Source organism: Nocardiopsis sp. iso_186, assembly GCF_056173365.1.
The window spans coordinates 4704485-4723819 of the sequence record NZ_CM149670.1 but is presented as its reverse complement, the minus strand read 5'-3'; the positions used below and the strand labels follow the sequence as shown (position 1 = coordinate 4723819).

Below are 19335 nucleotides of genomic sequence, written 5' to 3'. Positions count from 1 at the left end.
GGGCCATCAATGGAAACAACAACCGCAACCAGGGCATGACACTACCAGCAGGGTCCTGGGATTGTAGAGAGTTTTCGGCCGGTAAATTCATCGTGGAAGTCCGATTACGCGGCGGTGGCGCACTCACCATTCGGCCCCGCAAAGAAGGGCCGGCGACAAGTGCGCCCCCGTTTACTCGGCGCCGCCGTTTCCGTAGATCCAGGTGGTGAACCACATTCGATCCGCCCATTCCTGATACGGGATGACCTGAGCGCTCAACACCGGGTACAGGTAGGCGAAGTTGGCGATGATCAGCAGCATCACCACGCCGTAGACCACCCCGCCCACGACTCGGGTCCGAAGCGAGAACCGCGGATGGTTGGCGTCGGGCCCCATCAACAGACCCAGCGTCAGTACGAGCGCCAGCACCAGGAACGGCAGCATCGGCAGCGCGTAGAACACGAACATGGTCCGCTCCGGGTAGGCGAACCACGGAAGCCACCCCGCCGCCACCCCCAGCAGGACCGCGCCCGCGCGCCAGTCCCGGTAGGTCACCCACCAGCCCAGCAGCACCAGGCAGGCGACGATGGACAACCACCACACCGCGGGCGTGCCGATGCTCAGGATCGCGCTGGAACAGGAGCTGGCCCCGCACCCCGTGGCGTCACCGTCGTAGTAGAAGGCCACCGGGGTGCGCATGACCAGCCACTCCCACGGCTTCGAGGCGTAGTCGTGGGGCGCGGACAGGTCGTTGTGGAACCCGAGGATCTGGCTGTGGTACTCCCACAGGCTGCGCAGCGGGTTGACCACCGTCAGCGCCCAATCGGGCAGCCGGGACCACACCCCGCCGGTGTGACTGTCGGCCCAGTCACGGCCCCACCCGCCCGACGTGAGCAGCCAGCCGCTCCACGTCGCCACATAGCCGATGGCCGCGACTCCCACAACCTGGAAAAACGCCGGGATCGCATCGATGCGCAGCCAGCGTCCCCCCGCTCGCCGTTGCCCCACGCTACGGCGGGCCCCGTAGTCCCACGCCACCGTGAGCAGGCCGAAAGCGGCCACGAAGAACAGCGCCGACCACTTGGTCCCGCAGGCAAGCCCCAGACACACGCCCGCGGCGATCCGCCACCAACGCATACCCAGCCAGCGCACCACGATCCGATCCGCCGACCGGGCCGCCGCAGCCCGGCGCGCGGTCGCCCGAGCCAGCCAGGCGGTCGCCCGCGGCCACGGCTTGGCGCCGGCCTCGCCGACCCGATCAGGATCAGGGTAGGCGCCGGGAGGCTGTTCAGTGCCGCTGCTCTCCAAACCGGACGCGCCGGCCGGCACGGACACCGTGGCCGAGGCGGGGGCGGCCCGAAGGGCCAAGCGCTCCGCGAACACAGCCGCCCTGTCCCACACCCCCATCGCCAGACGACTGGCCGACACCCGGCCCTCTTCGGTCGCCGCGGCCAACCGGGCCCGGGTGCGGTCCCGGTCGATGATCAGACAGGCGAATCCCGCCAGGACCCAGAAGGTGAGGAACATGTCCACCATGGCGATCCGGCTCATGGTGAAGTGCAGGCCGTCCAGCGCCATGATCAGGCCCGCCGAGCAGCCCAGTAGCACCGACCGCGTCATCCGCGTCGCGATGCGCACCAGCAGCAGCACCGACAACGCACCCACCAGGGCCGCGGCGAAGCGCCAGCCGAACGGCGTCATGATGTCGCCGAACGGCATCGCCCCCCACAGGCTGTCGCCCGCAGCGATCATCCACTTGCTCAGGGGCGGGTGCACGATGAAGTCGCCACCGCCGGTCCAGATCTCCTGGGTTCCCTGTGCCAGCAGCGCGTCGGCGTTCTCCACGCTCTCGTGTTCGAAGCCGAACTCGCGCAGCCCGAAAGCGTCCTTGACGTAGTAGGTCTCGTCGAAATAGATCTCCGCCGGATTGCCCAGTCGCATGAAGCGCAGCGCGCCGGCGAACACCGTCACGACCAGCGCGGCCACCCAGCCCAACCAGGCGGGGGCGGGCATCGCCGGGACCAGCCGGCCGCGAAGCGACGGAGAGGACGACGGAGAGGACGGAGAACTGTTGGGGAGGGCTGTGATGGTCATGCGTTTCATGGCGAGTACGTCCCTGGGACGAGTGGGGTCCGCTCCGGGGAGACGCCGACTCCTTTCCGTTGGCCTGGCCCGCGTGCGGTGACCGCGGAGCCGTTCAGGTGCCGCGGCCCACCCTCACACGGGGCGAGCGAAACCTGATAACGCCTGGTGAACTGGGATGGAACCGGACGACCTGGCCAGACCGACCGGGGTTTTCGGCGGTTGCGCCGTGCGCGCCGGAAGACGGGCCCCTATGGCACGCCTCGCCCGACGGGCGATGACGCCGACCCGGCCATACTAGAGCGAAAAGGGGCGGGAGGCGGGCAGCGCGATTCGGATCCAGTCGATCCGTTTCCCCATCACCGGACGACGCCCCACGAACCAGAGGCGTGCAAAGGACTGATCAGGTGACCGAGCAAGAAAACGGAAGCGGACCGGGGACGCTGATCCTTGCGGGGCTTCCCATCGGGCACCGCGAGGACACGCCGCCGCGACTGCGTGCGGCGCTGGAGAGCACCGGCATCATCGCGGCCGAGGACACGCGCAGGCTCCGTCAGTTCGCGTCGAGACTGGGCATCCGCCTGGGAGGCGAGGACGGCGCACGCGTCGTGTCCTACTACGACGCCAACGAGCGCCGCCGCGCCGAGGAACTACTGGTCGAGTTGGAGGCCGGCCACGACGTGCTCGTGGTCACCGACGCCGGTATGCCCGGCGTCTCCGACCCCGGCTACCGCCTGGTGACCGCGTGTGTCGCCGCGGACGTCCCGGTCACGGTCATCCCCGGCCCCTCCGCGGTCACCACCGCGCTGGTGCTGTCGGGGCTGCCCACCGACCGGTTCTGCTTCGAGGGCTTCCCCCCTCGCAAGGGCCTGGCGACCCACTTCGCGGGCCTCGCCGAGGAACGCCGCACCATGGTCTTCTTCGAGTCCCCGCACCGGGTGGCGGCGACCCTCGCCGCGATGGCCGGGGCATTCGGCGCCGACCGGCGCGGTGCGGTCTGCCGGGAGCTCACCAAGACCTATGAGGAGGTGCGCCGCGGCGGGCTCGCCGACCTGGCCGAGTGGGCGGCAGGAGAGGTCCGCGGCGAGATCACCCTCGTGGTTGAAGGAGCCGGCGCGCCGGAGGTGAGCCGCGAGCCCGCCGACCTCGCCGCGGCGGTCGCCGAGCGGGAGGCCGCCGGCGTGCCGCGCAAGCAGGCCATCCAGGAGGTCGCCAAACGCTTGGGGCTGCCCAAGCGCGAGGTCTACGACGCCGCGCACGGGGTGGGTTAGCGGCCCACCCCTGTTGACGCCGCGGCAGCGACGCCGCGGGGGCGGGACCCGTTGGTACGGGCCCCGCCCCCGCGGGATGGCGCAAGAGACGGGCGAGCCGGTCAGACGACCGCGCCGTCGCTCTCCTCGCGCGCCTCGCGCAGCTCCTTGCGCTGCTTGGTCTTCTTCTCCTTGACCACGTGCGGCGGCGCGGTCCGGTCGTACTTCTGCAACCAGATCGCCAGCGGAGTCCCCACGAAGACCGTGGAGAACATGCCCGAAACCAGACCCACCAGCATCGCGATCGAGAAGTCCGTCAGCGACGAACCACCGAAGATCGCCAGTGTGGCCAGGATGAAGATGCCACCGATACCGGAGTTCACCGTTCGCGGCAGCGTGTGCAGGATCGCCTGGTTGGCGATCGCGGAGAACTTCGACTTCTGGTCATGGGCCCACTCGTCACGGACCCGGTCGAACACCACCACCGAGTCGTTCACCGAGAAACCGATGACACTGAGGATCGCGGCGAGGAACACGCCGTCGATGGGCTTGCCCAGCCACGCGAACAGGCCGATGACCACCACGATGTCGAAGGCCAGCGCGATCATCGTCGCCAGACCGAAGGACCAGCGGAACCGCCAGGCCAGGTAGCCCATCTGGAGCACCAGCGCCGCGATCAAGGCGAAGATCGCCTTGTTGCGCAGCTCGTTGCCCATGCTCGGGCCGATCTTCTCGTCGCTGAGCCGCTCGACCGTTCCGGTTCCGGAATCGGTCTCCTCGTTGACCTGGTCCTCAAGGGAGTCCTGGATGCGCTGGGCCTCGGCGTCGGTCACCTGCCCAGTGCGCACCGCGATGCCACCGTCACCCGACTCCTGCACGACCGCCTCGGGGAACCCTGCGTCGGCCACCACCTGGCGGGCGGTGTCCACGCTCACCGGGGCGCTGACGGCGAACTCCATGACCCGGCCGCCGGTGAACTCGACGCCGTAGTTGGGCGAACGCACGACCAGGCCCACGACCGCCACGACCGCCACGAGACCGCTGACACCCAGCCACAGGGCACTGCGCTTCATGAGGTCGGGGTTGCGCTTGACCAGCCAGGTGCGCACCCCGCTGAAGTTGGCGATACCGCTGCTGGCGGGGTACTTGCGCACGATCGACGGAATGATCGCCAGGGCCACGACGAACACGATCAGCACGATCGCCAGCATCGGCGCCACGTCGGTCAGCGCGAGCCCGCTGAACAGCGGGATCAGGGCCAACAGCGGCACCAGCGCCAAGATCCAGTAGTGCTTGCGCGGGTTGGACCGCGCCACCACCCACTCCATCAGCACGCGCGCGATGAGCAGCGCCGAGACCATCGAGGCGATGGTGCCCAGGCCCAGCGTGACGCCGAAGCCCTGGACGTTGCCCGAGGCGAGGAAGAACAGCAGCGCCGCGGCGATGAGCGTGGTGATGTTGGTGTCCAGCACCGCGCTCCACGCCTTCTGCGTACCCACGACGAACGCCTTGTGCAGGCTCGGCGGGATCGCACGGCGGCGGCGACGGGTCAACACACCCGCCTCGGACTCCTCCTGCTCCTTGTCGGTGGCGTCGCTCATACCGGCCAGCTTGTTGGACGCGTACACCTTCTGCTGGCGCTGGTACTCCTCACGCGCCCGTTCGAAGATCAGCACGTTGGCGTCGATGGCCATACCGATCGCCAGGACGAAGCCCGCCAGACCCGGCAGGGTCAGCGTCGCGCCGAGCGCCACCATCGCCGCGTAGGCGATGAGGGTGTAGCAGATCAGCGCCAGCGACGCCAGGAAGCCCGCGAAGCGGTAGGCGACGCAGATGTAGAGCGCGGTCAGCAGGATGCCGATGCCGCCCGCGATGAAGCTGGCCTGGATGGCCTCCGCACCCAGGGTCGGGCCGACCGTCTGGCGCTGCACCTCGGTGACCGGGAGCGGAAGCGAGCCGCCCTCGATCAGCGTGGCCAGTTCCTGCGACGACTCCTGCTGTTCCGGCAGCGGCATGCCGTCGGGGTTGCTGATCGAGGTCGTGCCCGTGGTGTAGCCGACCCCGCAGGTGGCGTCCTGGACGACGGGGGCGGAGATGACCTTGTTGTCCAGGACGATCGCGATGCGGCGCTTGGCGTCGCCCTGGTCGAAGCAGGCGGCGTCACCGCTCAGCTTGGCCCACGCCTCCCGGCCGTCGGACCTGAAGGACAGGTTGGTGACCCACGCGTCCTGGAACTGGGTCAGTGCCGCGGAGGCGCTGGCCACCTGGTCGCCCTGGATGACGGCCTTGCCCAGCTGAAGCTGGTTGCCCTGCTCGTCGGGCAGGGTCAGCGCGACGTCGGCCGGGTTCTCCGCCGGCTGGTCGCCGCCCGCGCCGGGAGCGCCGCCCTGGTTGCCCAGGAGCGCCTCCAGGTCCTCGGGGCTCATCCCCTCGGGGGCACCGTCCGCGGGAGCCTCGCCGTCCGCCGCGGGGGCGTTGGACTCGTCCGCGGGGGCGTTGGCGCTGTCCCCGCCGAGCCCGCCCAGGCCGCCGCCCGCGCCGCCGCCCTGGGACATCCCCAGCACCGGGTGGAAGGTCAGCTGCGCGGTCTGGCCGATGATCTCGGCAGCCTCGGTCGGGTCCTGCACACCGGGGAGCTCCACGATGACGCGGTTCTCGCCCGAGCGCGACATCGTCGCCTCGCTGACCCCCAGGGCGTCGATGCGGTTGCGCAGAACCTCGACGACCTTGTCGGTGTTCTCGGCGTTGGCCTCGGTGCCGTCGTCGCCGTCCTGGGTCTCCAGGATGATCTGGGTACCACCACTGAGGTCGAGCCCCAGTTTCGGTGGCATGAACCACCCGGCGGCCAGCGCGCCGAGCACGATGAAAAGGGACAGGAAGCCGCGTATGACACGCGCTCCGGATCCCTGGGAACTGGACAAGACACATACCTCTCAGGACATGAAGGATGCAACGAACCGGCGAACGCCGGTACTGACTGGGGCTTCAGGCGCGCTCGGGAACCGGAGGCGCGCGTCCCTGAGGGAGGTCCGGGACGTTCCCGGGATCGGGGGCCGCCGCCTCGTCGCGCGGCTCGACCCGCGACCAACCGCCTTGGGGGCGGGGAAAGCCCACCGCGGCGGGGACGTAGCCGTCGGGCACGTCCCGCGGGACCGACCGCTGGTCGCCGCTCCACTTCGCCAACGCGATCGAGATCGACGCGGAATCGTGGGCGGGGCTCACCGCGGCATGAGGCCAGTAACCCGCCGAATGAAACCCCTGAAGGGCTTCCGGCGGGCGCTCGACAGCAGCCGCGGGCAGCACCGGGGCGCACAGCAGCATCAGCATCGCGGCCACCAGGGTGGCCAGAGCACGCGAAACCGTGAAGACCACCTTCCTTCGGGTCGCGAGGCATGGCCTTACGGCCACACACACTATCCGCGCATGCTCACGAATAGGTCGTGCGCGCAGACGCAAAACACAGAATCGCCCGCCGCGATCGGGCCGAAGCCACCCGGGCATGGGCCTAGGCTTGGTCCATGTCGTTGAAACGCCACATTCTGACTGCGGTGGCCTGGCCTTATGCCAATGGTCCACGCCACATCGGGCACGTTTCCGGGTTCGGGGTCCCCTCCGACGTCTTCGCACGCTTCCAGCGAATGTCCGGCCACGACGTGCTCATGGTCAGCGGCACCGACGAGCACGGCACCCCGATCCAGGTGCTCGCCGACCAAGAGGGCGTGACGGCCCGCGAACTGGCTGACCGCTACAACAGGATCATCGCCGAGGACCTCGTCGGCCTCGGGCTCTCCTACGACCTGTTCACCCGCACCACCACGGCCAACCACTACGCGGTCGTGCAGGAGCTGTTCACCGGTCTGCACAAGAACGGCTACATCTTCTCCAAGGTCACCAAGGGAGCGATCTCGCCGTCCACCGGACGCACGCTGCCCGACCGCTACGTCGAGGGCACCTGCCCCATCTGCGGTTACGACGGTGCACGCGGCGACCAGTGCGACAACTGCGGCAACCAGCTCGACCCGATTGACCTGATCGACCCCCGTTCCAAGATCAACGGCGAGACCCCCGACTTCGTGGACACCGAGCACTTCATGCTCGACCTGTCCGCCTTCGCCGCCATCCTCGGCGACTGGCTGAAGACGAAGGAGGGCCAGTGGCGTCCCAACGTCCTGAAGTTCTCGCTGAACCTCCTCGACGACCTCCAGCCCCGGGCCATAACCCGCGACCTCGACTGGGGCGTGCCCATTCCGCTGGAGGGCTGGAGCGAGCAGGCCAACAAGCGGCTCTACGTCTGGTTCGACGCTGTGGTCGGCTACCTGTCGGCGTCCATCGAATGGGCCAAGCGCTCTGGTGACCCCGAGGCGTGGCGCAAATGGTGGCAGGACGGCGAAGCCGAGTCCTTCTACTTCATGGGCAAGGACAACATCGTCTTCCACTCCGAGATCTGGCCCGCCATGCTGCTGGGATACAGCGGCAAGGGGGACAAGGGCGGCGAGCCCGGAGCGCTGGGCGCGCTCAACCTGCCCACCGAGGTCGTCTCCAGCGAGTTCCTGACCATGGAGGGCCGCAAGTTCTCCTCCTCGCGCCGCGTCGTCATCTACGTACGCGACTTCCTGGAGCGCTACGACGCCGACGCCCTGCGGTACTACATCACCGCGGCCGGGCCCGAGACGCACGACACCGACTTCACCTGGGCGGAGTTCGTCCGCCGCACCAACGACGAGCTGGTCGCGGCCTGGGGCAACCTGGTCAACCGTTCCATCTCCATGGCGGCCAAGAACCTGGGGGAGATCCCGGAGGCCGGCACGCTCACCGATGAGGACCGCGCGGTCCTGGACGCCTCCAAGGCCGCGTTCGCGGTCGTGGGGGAGCGGCTGAACCGGTCCCAGTTCAAGTCGGCCGTCCAGGAAGCCATGCGTACCGTCGCCGAGGCCAACAAGTACATCTCAGACCAGGCCCCGTGGCAGTTGAAGAAGACCGACCCGGAACGGATGAAGACGGTCCTGCATGTCGCACTGCAACTGGTCAGCGACGCCAAGACCCTGCTCACCCCGATCCTGCCGGCCTCCTCCAACAAGGTCCACGCGATGCTCGGCGGCACCGGCGAATGGTCCTCCATGCCCCGACTGGAAGAGGTCACCGACTCCATCGGTGGTGAGGACGGGGTGTCCACCTACCCGGTCATCACCGGTGACTACGCCGGCGACGCCGCCCGTTGGGAGTCGGTCCCGATCGTGCCCGGCACCCCGCTCAACGCGCCCACCCCGCTGTTCCGCAAGCTCGACCCGTCCATCGTCAACGAGGAGCTGGCCCGACTGGAGGAGAAGGCCGCGGAGTAGTCCGCGTCTCGTGCACCGCGGTCGCCCCGGTCCTCCTGGAGGACCGGGGCGACCGCGTTTTGCGGGGAGGTACTCCGACCGGGCCGGGAGGGCCGCCAGGCAACGGGTGAGGGCGCCGTGTCCGCGACGTCCATAGACTTGCCTTCCGTGAGCAAGAGCAAGAACCAGCGCGCCCAACGCGACCGCGCCCGCGACGAGATCCCGCCCCCGCCCGAGCCGCTGCGGGTGGCCGTGGCCGATTCCCACACCCACATGGACATGCAGGGCGGCGACGTCGCCGCGATCGTGGCCAAGGCCGCCTCGGTCGGAGTCACCCCGCTGGTGCAGGTCGGCTGCGACCTCGCCGGATCGCGCTGGGCGGCCCGGGTCGCCGCCGAGCACGACACCGTGTGGGCGGCGGTGGCCCTGCACCCCAACGAGGCGCCGCGCATCGTGCACGGTCTCGACGAGGCCGACGCCACCGAGTGGGACCCGGCGCGCCCAGCGGGAGGCACCGCGGCCCTGGAGGAAGCCCTCGCGGAGATCGACGCCCTGGCGGCCCTGGAACAGGTCCGCGCGGTCGGGGAGACCGGGATGGACCGGTTCCGTACCGGCCCCGAGGGCATCGCCGCCCAAGAGGAGTCGTTCCGGGCGCACATCGCCATCGCCAAACGGCACGGCAAGGCCGTCATGATCCACGACCGCGACGCCCACGACGACGTGCTGCGCGTACTGGAGGAGGAGGGGGCACCCGAACGCGTCGTCTTCCACTGCTTCTCCGGCGACGCCGAGATGGCGAAGGTCTGTGCCGACCGCGGCTACTTCATGAGCTTCGCGGGGAACGTCACCTTCGCCAGCGCCCAGCACCTGCGCGACGCCGCGGCGGTTGCCCCCGCCGAGCTGATCCTGGTGGAGACGGACGCCCCCTTCCTCACCCCCAAGCCCTACCGGGGGCGCCCCAACGCCCCCTACCTGATCCCGCACACCCTGCGTGCGGTTGCCCGGGCCAAGGGCATGGCCGACGACGAACTGGCCGAGGCGGTCGCCGCGAACGCCCGCCGCGCGTTCGCGCTCTAGAGTTCCACGCCCCAGTCCGCCAGGGTGTCGTCCAGGGTCGGAGCCGCGAAGCCGGGGGCGCGGGTGACGGTTCCCGGGGTGCGGCTGAACCGGGGGGCCGGCCCCGGGTACAGCACCTCGCCCTCGCGCAGCACCGAGCCGCGGGCCCGTACGTGCGGGTGGTTGACGGCCTCGGCCATGCTCAGAACCGGTTGCACGCAGGCATCGGTGCCGGTGAAGGCCGCGTCCCACTCGTCGCGGGAGCGGGTCGCGAGCACCGCGGCGAAGCGCTCCCGCAGCGTCGGCCACCCCGAGCGGTCCCACTGGTCGGGAAGGCCGGCGGGGTCCAGGCCCAGGACGCCGAGGAAGGCCGCGTAGAACCGGGGCTCGATGCAGCCCACCGACAGGTGGCCGCCGTCCGCGCACGCGTAGACGTCGTACCAGGGCGCTCCGGTGTCGAGGTAGTTGTCGCCGCGCTCGTCGGTCCACGAGCCGTTCGCCCGCTCCTCGTAGGCCATCGACATCAAGAACGCGCTGCCGTCCACCATGGCCGCGTCCACCACCTGTCCCAGGCCCGAGCGCTGGCGTTCCAGCAGGGCGCTGAGGATACCGGTGACGACGAACATGGTCCCGCCGCCGAAGTCGCCCACGAGGTTCGCCGGAGGAACGGGCGCCTCGTCCTTGCGCCCGAAGGTGTGCAGGGCGCCGTTGAGCGAGATGTAGTTCATGTCGTGGCCTGCGCGACGGGAGAGGGGGCCGTCCTGTCCCCAGCCGGTCATGCGGGCGTAGACGAGGCCGGGATTGGCGGCGAGGCAGGTGTCGGGCCCCAGGCCCAAGCGTTCCATGACCCCGGGGCGGAAACCTTCGAGGAGGACGTCGGCCGCGGCGACGATCGCGCGGGTGGCTGCCGCCCCCGCCTCGCTCTTGAGGTCCACCCCCATGACCGGGCGTCCGCTGCTCATGTGCGGCCGTTCCCCGCCCGCCGCGGTCTCCTGTGCGACGGCGACGCGGTCCAGCCTGACCACGCTCGCCCCGAGATCGGCCAAGAGCATGGCGGCCATCGGGCCCGGACCGATTCCGGCGAACTCCACGACTCGGATTCCGTTGAGCGGGCCCACAGATGCAACCTCCGGTGACGATCGGGCACAGAACATGATTCGGTTTCAATTCTGACCGGCCCACCGGTGGTCCGCTACCCGCCTCGGTGCCGTTTCGATCACGGAATACCGGGAGGAACGTCATAAACGCACGTCAAGGAAAGAGAATTCGGATAGGGCCAAAGCGGAAATCCGGTCGCTGTGATAATTTTCGAAGGTCGCTTCTTCGGCATCTCTCCTCGTAACCCCCGCGCCCCGGCCTTTCCGGCCCGCCGCCCCTTGTTACGTCCCCCCCCCCGGCACCGAGGCCCTCCCCGGCCCAGTCATCACGAAGGTCTTGAACATCGTGCGTATCCGGTCCTCAGGCCCCAGCGGCCGCCGTGGTCACCGCGGCACGTCCACATCCGCCGAACCACGCCCCGCCCCGGCCGCGGCCTCACGGCGCCGCCGCAAGTCCGGCGCCGGTCGCCCCAACCCCCTGGCAGCCTGGCGCAACAGCCGCGGAGTCGTCATCGGCGCGGTCCTGGCCGCCGTTCTGCTGCTGGCCGGCGGCGGGACGGCATTCGCCATGGACAAGCGCATCACGCTCACCGTCAACGGTGAGAGCCGAACCGTGCACACCTTCGGCGGCACCGTCCAGGAAATCCTCGACGACGAGGGCATCACCCTCAGCGAGCGCGATGCCGTCGCCCCTGCCCTCGCCACTTCCCTGGGTGCCGGGGCGGAGGTGATGGTCCGAACCGGGCGCGAGTTCACCCTTGCCGTTGACGGGGAGGACCCGGCCGCCCACTGGGTCACCGCGCTCACCGTCGGAGAGGCCCTCGACCAGATCGGTATGGGGGCCCAAGCCCTCTCCCTGTCCGAGGAACGTTCCGCAGAGGTGCCCGTCGCCGGGCTCTCCGTCGAAGCCCGCAGCGCCCGCCACCTCGTGCTGCTGCGCGACCGCGTCCGCCTGGAGGTCAACACCAACGCCGAGACGATCGGCGAGGTCATCGAGGCCAGCGGGATCGAACTCGGCGAGCACGACATCGTCGAACCCGCCCTGGAGGAGGAGCCCCTCAACGGGATGGTCGTTAAGATCACCCACCTGACGGGCGGGGTCCAGACCAAGGAGGTCCCCATCGAGGCCGAGACGGAGGAGCGGGAGAACCCCGAACTGCCCAAGGACGAGAAGAAGGTCGTCACCGAGCCCGAGGACGGCGTCAAGGAGATCACCTACGCCACCGTCCTCAAGGAGGGCGAGGAAACCGACCACGTGCTCTCGGAGAAGGTCACCAAGGAGCCCGTCAACGGCGTCACCGAGATCGGCACCAAGGAACCCGAGGTCAACCCCAACGTCGGCGGCCCCGCCGACAGTCTCAACTGGGCGGGCCTCGCCCAGTGCGAGTCCACCGGTAACGCCGGCGCCGTCAACCCCGCCGGCTACTACGGCCTCTACCAGTTCTCCCTGCCCACCTGGAGTTCCACCGGAGGCACGGGCCTGCCCAGCGAGGCAAGCCCCGACGAACAGACCATGCGGGCCAAGAAGCTCTACGACATGGTCGGCGGCAACTGGCAGAGCCAGTGGCCCGAATGCGGCGTCCACCTGTTCGACTGACCGCGGCCCGGAGCCGGGCCTGGCGGGGACACCCGTCGGGCTCGGCCACAATGGGCAGGTGACCGATTCCGACAGCGCCGAAGCCCGCCTGCTCACCCCCGTCGATGTGCGGCGTCTCGCCGAGCGCCTCGGCGTCCGCCCCACCAAGACACTCGGCCAGAACTTCGTGATCGACGCCGGCACCGTGCGTCGCATCGTCCGCGTCTCGGGAGTGGGCTCCGGCGACGTCGTCGTGGAGGTCGGCCCCGGTCTGGGCTCCTTGACCCTGGCCCTCCTGCCGCACGTGCGCCGGGTCACCGCGGTGGAGATCGACACCGCCCTCGCCGCGGCACTGCCCGCCACCGTCGCCGCGCACGCGCCCGGTCTCGCGGACCGGCTCGACGTGGTCACCGCCGACGCCCTGCGCGTGACCGAACTCCCCGGTCCCGCCCCCACCGCGCTCGTGGCCAACCTGCCCTACAACATCGCCGTCCCCGTCGTCCTGCACCTGTTGGAGCTACTGCCCTCGCTGGAGCGCGGCCTGGTCATGGTGCAGTCGGAGGTCGCCGACCGGCTCGCCGCCGGGCCGGGCAGCCGCACCTACGGATCGCCCTCGGCCAAAGCCGCCTGGTACGCCGACGTGCGCAGGGCCGGTGCCATCGGGCGCAACGTGTTCTGGCCGGCCCCCAACGTTGACTCCGGCCTGGTGGAACTGGTGCGCCGTCCCGCCCCCACGACCACGGCCACCCGCCAGGAGGTGTTCGCGGTCGTGGACGCCGCCTTCGCCCAGCGCCGCAAGACCCTCCGTGCGGCCCTGGCCGGCTGGGCGGGCTCGGCCCCCGCCGCCGAGACGGCGCTGCGCGCCGCGGGTGTGGACCACCGCACCAGGGGGGAGGCGCTGGACATCACGGCCTTCGCCCGGATCGCCGAGCAGCGCGCCTGACCCGCCCGCCACGAGGTCCCGCCGTCCCGGCCGGGCCCCGCGACCGGCAGGATGATCAGGCCGGGCGGTTCTCCTGCACGAGAACGCGCGCACCAGAGGCGTCCGGGGTGCTGCGCAGGACCAGCCATTCGGGTTCGACGTCGTTGGGCACGGAGAAGACCACCGTGCCCTCGACCCGGCTGTCGGGCAGGATCGGCTTCCACAGCCCCTGATCGCGCTCGTCGTGCAGCGGAGACTCGGCGCGGAGCTCCCGGAACTCGCCCTGGCCCAGCGACTGCAGTTCCGGACTGAACTCCAGGACCCTCGACGACCGGTTGGCGACCGTCAGCTCGAAAACGCAGTACCGGGCCCCCTGCTCGATCCGGATGCGCTGACCCGTGGGGTTCTCGCACACCATCGGCCCGGTGGCGAAGTCCGCGACCCCGTCGCTGAACACCTCGCCGCCCAGTCCGTCGGGATCGTCCGCGCCGGCCGAGGCGTCAGGGGACGTTGACGCCTCGGGAGCCGTCTGCGACTGCTGGTTGTCGGGGACGTCGTCCTTGGAGTCCCACCAGTCGAGCCGTTCCGACGCCAGCACCGTGACCACGCTCAGCACCGCGACCAGCAGCACCACCCCGATGACCGCGGCGATCACCACGAACCGTCCGCGTCGCCGGTCGGGGCGCATGGGGTTGTGCGGCGGCTGGGGGACCGGCGGGACGTAGGGCTGGGACTGCGGATGCGAGCCGGTGGGGCCGGGCCGCTGCGGAGCGGGGTACTGCCCGGTGTGGTGCGGCGGCGACTGGAACTGGCCGGTGCGGTGCGGCGAAGGGGGCATTCCCGGAGCCCCGGGCCGCGCCCCTTGGGGAGCGGACTGGGGATGCTGGGCGGGCGGGCCCTGCTGCATCGGTGCGGAGCGCCCCTGCGCGGGATAGGGCTGCTGGGGCATGGGTCCGCCCTGCGGCGGGGGAGCCTGCTGGGGGTGGCGCATACCGGTGAGCGTCTGGTGACCGCCCTGGTGGGGCGGTCCATAGCCGGGCGGGGGGAGGTTGGGCCGCCAGGACTCGTGCAGCGCGTGGCTGACCATGGCGTTGGCGTCGTTGGTGTCGTTGTCGTCGGAACCGCCGCCGGCCAGCTCCAGCAGCAGCTCCTGAGCGGTGGGCCGACGCTCCGGCTCCTTGGCCAGGGCCCGCGCAACCAGGCGGTCCAGCGGGCTGTCGAGGTCGCCGATGACGGGCTCGGCGAACAGCATCCGCTTGCCCAGCGTCATTGCGTCGCCGTTGCCGAAGGGGTGTGTGCCGTTGCCCGCGAAGGCCACCAGGCACCCCCACGCGAAGATGTCGGCCGCGGTGGTGACCTTCTCCTCCAGCAACTGCTCGGGGGCCATCCAGCCGGGACTGCCCATCACGATGCCGGTCTGGGTGTGGTTGGTGACGGTGTTGAGAGCGCGGGCGATGCCGAAGTCGATGACACGCGGTCCCGACAGCGACAGCAGGACATTGGCCGGCTTGAGGTCCCGGTGCACCAGGCCCGCCTTGTGGATGGCGGCCAACGCAGCGGCCACGCCCAGGGCGAAGCCGTGCAGGGTGCTGGAGTCCAGCGACCCGTGCGTGGAGATGTGCTCGGCCAGAGCAGTGCCGGCGATGTACTCGGTGACCATGTACGGCCGGTTCTCGAACGTGCCGTGGTCCAGCACCTTGGCCGTGCAGAAGGACGCCACCCGGCGGGCGTTCTCCATCTCGTCACGGAAACGGGCGCGCGTCGCCTCGTCGAACGCCAACTCCGGACGAATCACCTTGATGGCGACATGCGTGCTCTTCTCAGCGGTACGGCCCAGATAGACCGTTCCCATCCCTCCACTGCCCAGACGTCCGGCCAGCACGTAGGGACCGATGGTGGCCGGATCTCCGGCTGCCAACGGTTCCAGATTCTTCGGGAGCCCATCCGACGGCAAGCGACCCTCCCCGACGGTGTCCAAACTCCGCCTGGCCCCAAAGGTAGCGGGCATTGTGTCCTGATACCCAACCGAACGGGCCACCGAGTCCTGAATGTGGTTACGAAAGTGGTTCCAGCGGAGCGCGACACGCTGTCGGCCCGCCCACCATCCTGGGTGCCGCGGGTGAGCCGCACAAGTGCCCCTCGGTTCAGAGGGGGCGCAAGGAGGTGGGTTTCCTTTACGATCTAGGACTCGTGACCGCAATGACCGCCGTAACCGTCCAGGTACCCGCGAAGGTGAACCTCCAGCTAGCGGTGGGGCCAGCACGAGACGACGGGTACCACGATCTCGTCAACGTCTTCCACGCTGTCTCGCTCTTCGACGAGGTTACCGTCATGCCGGGGGCCTCTGGTGCGCACCCCGGCTCCGCCACGCTGAGTATCGACGGTGCGATCGACTCCCACACCGCCCGGGTCCCCCTGGACCCCACCAACCTCGCGGCCCGCGCCGCCTCCCTCCTCGCACGTGAGGTGACCTCCGCCGGGCCGGTGCACATCCACCTGCGCAAGGCCATCCCCGTGGCGGGCGGAATGGCCGGCGGCAGCGCCGACGCGGCCGGCGCCCTTGTGGCGTGCAACACATTGTGGGGAGGTCGGGTCGCCCCCGAGCGGCTCGCGGAGATCGCCGCGCACCTGGGCAGCGACGTTCCGTTCCCGCTCCTGGGCGGTACCGCAGTGGGCACCGGCCGCGGCGAAATCCTGACGCCGGCCGTTGCGGAAGGCCTCTTCCACTGGGTGTTCGCACTCTCCGAAGCCGGCCTCTCCACGGCCACCGTCTTCGCCGAGTACGACCGTCTGCGTCCCGACGCCCCTGTTCCCGCCCTGGACACCGCCCTCATGACGGCCCTGGCGGCAGGGGACGCGCCCGCCCTGGGGGCGGCCCTGACCAACGACCTCCAGCGCGCCGCATTCGCCTTGCGCCCCGACCTGCGCCACACCATCGACGCGGGCCGGGCGGCCGGCGCACTGGGCGCCATCGTGTCGGGTTCCGGTCCCACGTGCGCCTTCCTCGCCCGTTCCGCAGGGCACGCCCAGGAACTGGCGAGGGCGCTGCGCGCGTTGCCCGAGTGTGCCGGGACGGTCACCGCGCACGGTCCGGTCCCCGGAGCGACCATCCTGGAAGCAACACCCGCGTCGATCTGAGGGGATTGTCTCGCATGTTGTTCGGATGGCCGTGGTGGCTGATGGGGCTGTGGCTGGTCGTCCTTCCGCTGTGCTTCCTGTTCCTGGCGCGACCGCAGTTCCTCGTCCACCGCTTGGAGCGCCGCGACGCGGAGGACCGGGCGGCCCAGGACGACCCGGCCGCCGCCTCCTACGACCCGGGACGCCCGCTGGCCGCGATCCGGATGCTCAGCGGGATCGTGGTCCTGGCCGTGGTCATGGCCAGCGTCATCATGGTGCCCACCGTGCTGGAGAGCCGCGGGCCCAAACTCGCGGGCACCACCCAGGCCGTTGACGTCGTGCCCCGCCCCGCCGCCGAGGAATACCAGCAGCCGGTGTCCTTCGAGGCCTACCTCGTCGAGGACGGCACCATCCAGGTCATGTGGGAGGCACGCCAGGACCCCGCCTGCTCGCTGCTGCGGCGCAAGATCGAGGAGACCCCCGAACGGGTCACCGTCACCCTCGTGCAGGGCGTCATGGAGATGTTCGCCGAGGACCCCGGCGTCTGCGATCCGGACAACACCGAGTACCCCCTCGTCACCAAGCTCACCGACATCGTCCTCCAGGAGCCCCTGGCCGGGCGCGAGATCGTTGACGGGACCACAGGGGAACCCGTGGAACGCTGGCAGCCCCGGCCCACCCCGGTCTGGGAGTAGCCCACCGCCTCACACCCCGCCCTCGCGTGCCGGCTTCAGCAGAGGGGCGCCGGGGCCGTGGGAGGCCAGTGCGTCGTCGTCGTTGCGCAGCCCACAGGCGCGCAACGACAGGCAGCCGCAGCCGATGCACGAGGAGAGCCGGTCGCGCAGACGCTGTAGCGCGTCGATGCGGCTGTCGAGTTCGTCCTGCCACTCGCTGGACAGGCGCGCCCAGTCCTCGGCAGTGGGCGTGCGCTTCTCCGGCAGCGTCGCCAGGGCCGCGTGGATCTGGCCCAGGCTCAGACCTACCCGCTGCGCCGCAGAGATGAAGGCAAGCCGCCGCAGCGTCGTGCGGTGGTAGCGCCTCTGGTTGCCCACCGTGCGAGTGGACGAGATCAGCCCCCGCTCCTCATAGAAGCGAAGGGCGCTGTGCGCCATCCCGCTGCGTTCGGCGAGCTGGCCGATCGTGATCAACACCGGTAGGTGACCCATCTCACTCGCCACTCCCTGTTCCTGCCGTCTCGACTCCCTTGACCTCAACTTAACTGAAGGTTTCAGGCTGTCGCTATGCCAGCGACCACGCTCTCCAGATACGCCGACCTGCCCGCACTCGTCGGCCTCCTCACCGGTAACAAGAAACACCAGGCCGCGGCCACCACCACCCTCGACGTCCTCTGGGTCCTCTACGACCGCGTCCTCGACATCTCACCCGCCACCGCCACCGACCCCGCACGCGACCGTTTCCTGCTCTCCAGAGGCCACGACCCGGCCGCTTACTACGCAGTCCTCGCAGCCAAAGGCTTCATCGACACCGCAGCCCTCCGTTCCTGGGGGGAGTTCGACTCCCCACTGGGCCGTCGTCCCGACCGCACCCTCGTCCCCGGCGTCGAGATCAGCGGCGGTTCACCCGGCCACGGACTCGGGCTCGGAGTGGGCACCGCACTCGGCCTGCGTGCCCAGGGCCACGGTGCCGCCCGAGTCGTCGTCCTTCTCGGCGACACCGAACTCGACGAGGGCAGCAGCCACGAGGCGATCACCGCCGCCGCACGCCTCGGACTCAGCGCGCTGACCGCCGTCGTCATCGACAGCCGTTCATCCCCCCTGGGCCGGTCCGGCAAAATCCCCGACCGTTTCGCCCGCGAGGACTGGGCCACCCGTTCCGCCCCGGGACGCGACCACGACGCCCTCCACCAGGCACTCACCGCCCCCCACGAGAGCCGCCCCCTCGCCGTCACCGTCCGCACAGCCGCCCGCCACCCCCGCTGACCCATCCAGGAGCCGCAATGACCACCCTCACCACCAAGGCCGGCACCATCCAGCGGATGCGCGAGACATTCGTCCACACCCTCGACCGGGCCATGAACGACGACCCCCGACTCGCCCTCGTCCTCGCCGCCACCGCCCTGGGCCCCTTCGCGCGCACCGCCCTCACCCACCCCAACCGGGTCGTCAACGTCGGCATCCGCGAACAACTCATGATCACAACCGCCGCAGGACTGGCCCTGACCGGGCTACGACCCGTCGTCCACGCCCCCGCCCCCACCCTCGTCGAACGCGCCTTCGGACAGCTCAAGACCGACCTCACCCACCAAGACGCCGGCGCGGTCCTCGTCAGCACCGGCGCCTCCCACGACACCCCCGAACAGGGCCGCACCCGCATGGCCCCCGGCGACATCGCCCTCCTGGACACCCTCCCGGGCTGGACCGTGCACGTCCCCGGCCACGCCGACGAAGTCCCCCGCCTCCTCGCCCCCGCCCTCACCGGCGGCGACCGCGTCTACCTCCGGCTCTCCACCCGGGGAAACGCCGCAGCACGCCCGGTCGGCCAAGGACTCGTCGTGGTGCGCTCCGGATCACGACGAGCCGCAGGAACCGTCATCGCCGTCGGACCCATGCTCGACCGCGTCCTCGCAGCCACCCGCGAACTCGACGTCACCGTGGCCTATCTCGCCACCGTCCGCCCCTTCGACCGCACCGGACTCAGCCGCATCGTCGCCCGGGCCGGCCACGCCGACGTCATGATCGTCGAGCCCTACCTGCGCGGAACCTCGGCCCACGAGATCGCGGAGGCCCTCAACGGCCGCCGCCACCGCCAACTCGGCCTCGGGACCCTGCGCCACACCGAGATCCGCGGCTACGGCGCCCCCGACGACCACGACCGCGCCCACGGACTCGACACCGCCGGCCTCGCCCGCCACGCCCGCGACTTCTTCCTCGACTGACCAGGCCCGGCCGCCCGCCGTTCGCGGCACTCCACCGCAGCC

General features: G+C 70.3%; 15 protein-coding genes. 9 read left to right on the top strand and 6 right to left on the bottom strand.

All coding sequences use genetic code 11. The features are described from left to right. Positions 1-171: 171 nt before the first annotated feature. A complete protein-coding gene (locus AC0VYP_RS20750; RefSeq protein ID WP_285757755.1) occupies positions 172-2073 on the bottom strand; it encodes a dolichyl-phosphate-mannose--protein mannosyltransferase in 1902 nt (633 codons plus the stop codon). 395 nt (positions 2074-2468) lie between these two features. On the opposite strand from AC0VYP_RS20750, the gene rsmI reads away from it, so the two are divergent. Then, a complete protein-coding gene (rsmI, locus tag AC0VYP_RS20745) occupies positions 2469-3332 on the top strand; it encodes a 16S rRNA (cytidine(1402)-2'-O)-methyltransferase (RefSeq protein ID WP_475471340.1) in 864 nt (287 codons plus the stop codon). A 101-nt stretch (positions 3333-3433) separates the two neighbouring features. Here the strand turns inward: rsmI and secD are convergent, their stop codons facing one another. Next, positions 3434-6232, bottom strand: a complete 2799-nt coding sequence (gene secD / locus AC0VYP_RS20740) for a protein translocase subunit SecD (RefSeq protein ID WP_285757753.1) — start codon at positions 6230-6232, stop codon at positions 3434-3436. 64 nt (positions 6233-6296) lie between these two features. Beyond that, a complete protein-coding gene (locus AC0VYP_RS20735; protein WP_475471338.1) occupies positions 6297-6683 on the bottom strand; it encodes a hypothetical protein in 387 nt (128 codons plus the stop codon). A 146-nt stretch (positions 6684-6829) separates the two neighbouring features. Here AC0VYP_RS20735 and metG point away from each other — a divergent pair, with 146 nt between their 5' ends. Continuing rightward, positions 6830-8650 carry a methionine--tRNA ligase gene (gene metG / locus AC0VYP_RS20730; protein ID WP_475471336.1) on the top strand — a complete coding sequence of 607 codons (1821 nt, stop codon included), beginning with the start codon at positions 6830-6832 and terminating at the stop codon, positions 8648-8650. Positions 8651-8797: 147 nt separating this feature from the next. Further along, positions 8798-9706 carry a TatD family hydrolase gene (locus AC0VYP_RS20725; RefSeq protein WP_285757750.1) on the top strand — a complete coding sequence of 303 codons (909 nt, stop codon included), beginning with the start codon at positions 8798-8800 and terminating at the stop codon, positions 9704-9706. On the opposite strand, the gene AC0VYP_RS20720 is transcribed toward AC0VYP_RS20725, so the two are convergent. Then, positions 9703-10803, bottom strand: a complete 1101-nt coding sequence (locus AC0VYP_RS20720; RefSeq protein WP_475471335.1) for a CaiB/BaiF CoA transferase family protein — start codon at positions 10801-10803, stop codon at positions 9703-9705. The genes AC0VYP_RS20725 and AC0VYP_RS20720 overlap by 4 nt on opposite strands. Positions 10804-11128: 325 nt before the next feature. Here AC0VYP_RS20720 and AC0VYP_RS20715 point away from each other — a divergent pair, with 325 nt between their 5' ends. After that, positions 11129-12379, top strand: coding sequence for a ubiquitin-like domain-containing protein (locus AC0VYP_RS20715; protein WP_475471333.1), 1251 nt, complete (start codon positions 11129-11131; stop codon positions 12377-12379). A gap of 58 nt (positions 12380-12437) precedes the next feature. Beyond that, a complete protein-coding gene (gene rsmA, locus AC0VYP_RS20710) occupies positions 12438-13301 on the top strand; it encodes a 16S rRNA (adenine(1518)-N(6)/adenine(1519)-N(6))-dimethyltransferase RsmA (protein WP_475471331.1) in 864 nt (287 codons plus the stop codon). A gap of 55 nt (positions 13302-13356) precedes the next feature. On the opposite strand, the gene AC0VYP_RS20705 is transcribed toward rsmA, so the two are convergent. Then, positions 13357-15234 (bottom strand): serine/threonine-protein kinase, encoded by a 1878-nt coding sequence (locus tag AC0VYP_RS20705; protein ID WP_285757744.1) that lies wholly within the window; start codon positions 15232-15234, stop codon positions 13357-13359. Between the two features lie 245 nt (positions 15235-15479). On the opposite strand from AC0VYP_RS20705, the gene AC0VYP_RS20700 reads away from it, so the two are divergent. Next, on the top strand, positions 15480-16418 hold the full coding sequence (locus AC0VYP_RS20700) for a 4-(cytidine 5'-diphospho)-2-C-methyl-D-erythritol kinase (RefSeq protein WP_285757938.1): 939 nt from the start codon (positions 15480-15482) through the stop codon (positions 16416-16418). A gap of 14 nt (positions 16419-16432) precedes the next feature. Further along, positions 16433-17092 carry a hypothetical protein gene (locus AC0VYP_RS20695; RefSeq protein ID WP_285757743.1) on the top strand — a complete coding sequence of 220 codons (660 nt, stop codon included), beginning with the start codon at positions 16433-16435 and terminating at the stop codon, positions 17090-17092. Positions 17093-17101: 9 nt separating this feature from the next. On the opposite strand, the gene soxR is transcribed toward AC0VYP_RS20695, so the two are convergent. Beyond that, on the bottom strand, positions 17102-17563 hold the full coding sequence (gene soxR, locus AC0VYP_RS20690; protein WP_285757937.1) for a redox-sensitive transcriptional activator SoxR: 462 nt from the start codon (positions 17561-17563) through the stop codon (positions 17102-17104). A 75-nt stretch (positions 17564-17638) separates the two neighbouring features. On the opposite strand from soxR, the gene AC0VYP_RS20685 reads away from it, so the two are divergent. Further along, on the top strand, positions 17639-18337 hold the full coding sequence (locus AC0VYP_RS20685) for a transketolase (RefSeq protein ID WP_285757742.1): 699 nt from the start codon (positions 17639-17641) through the stop codon (positions 18335-18337). A 56-nt stretch (positions 18338-18393) separates the two neighbouring features. Next, entirely contained in the window at positions 18394-19293 is a 900-nt protein-coding gene (locus AC0VYP_RS20680) for a transketolase family protein (RefSeq protein WP_475474319.1), read from the top strand. Positions 19294-19335: the final 42 nt, after the last annotated feature.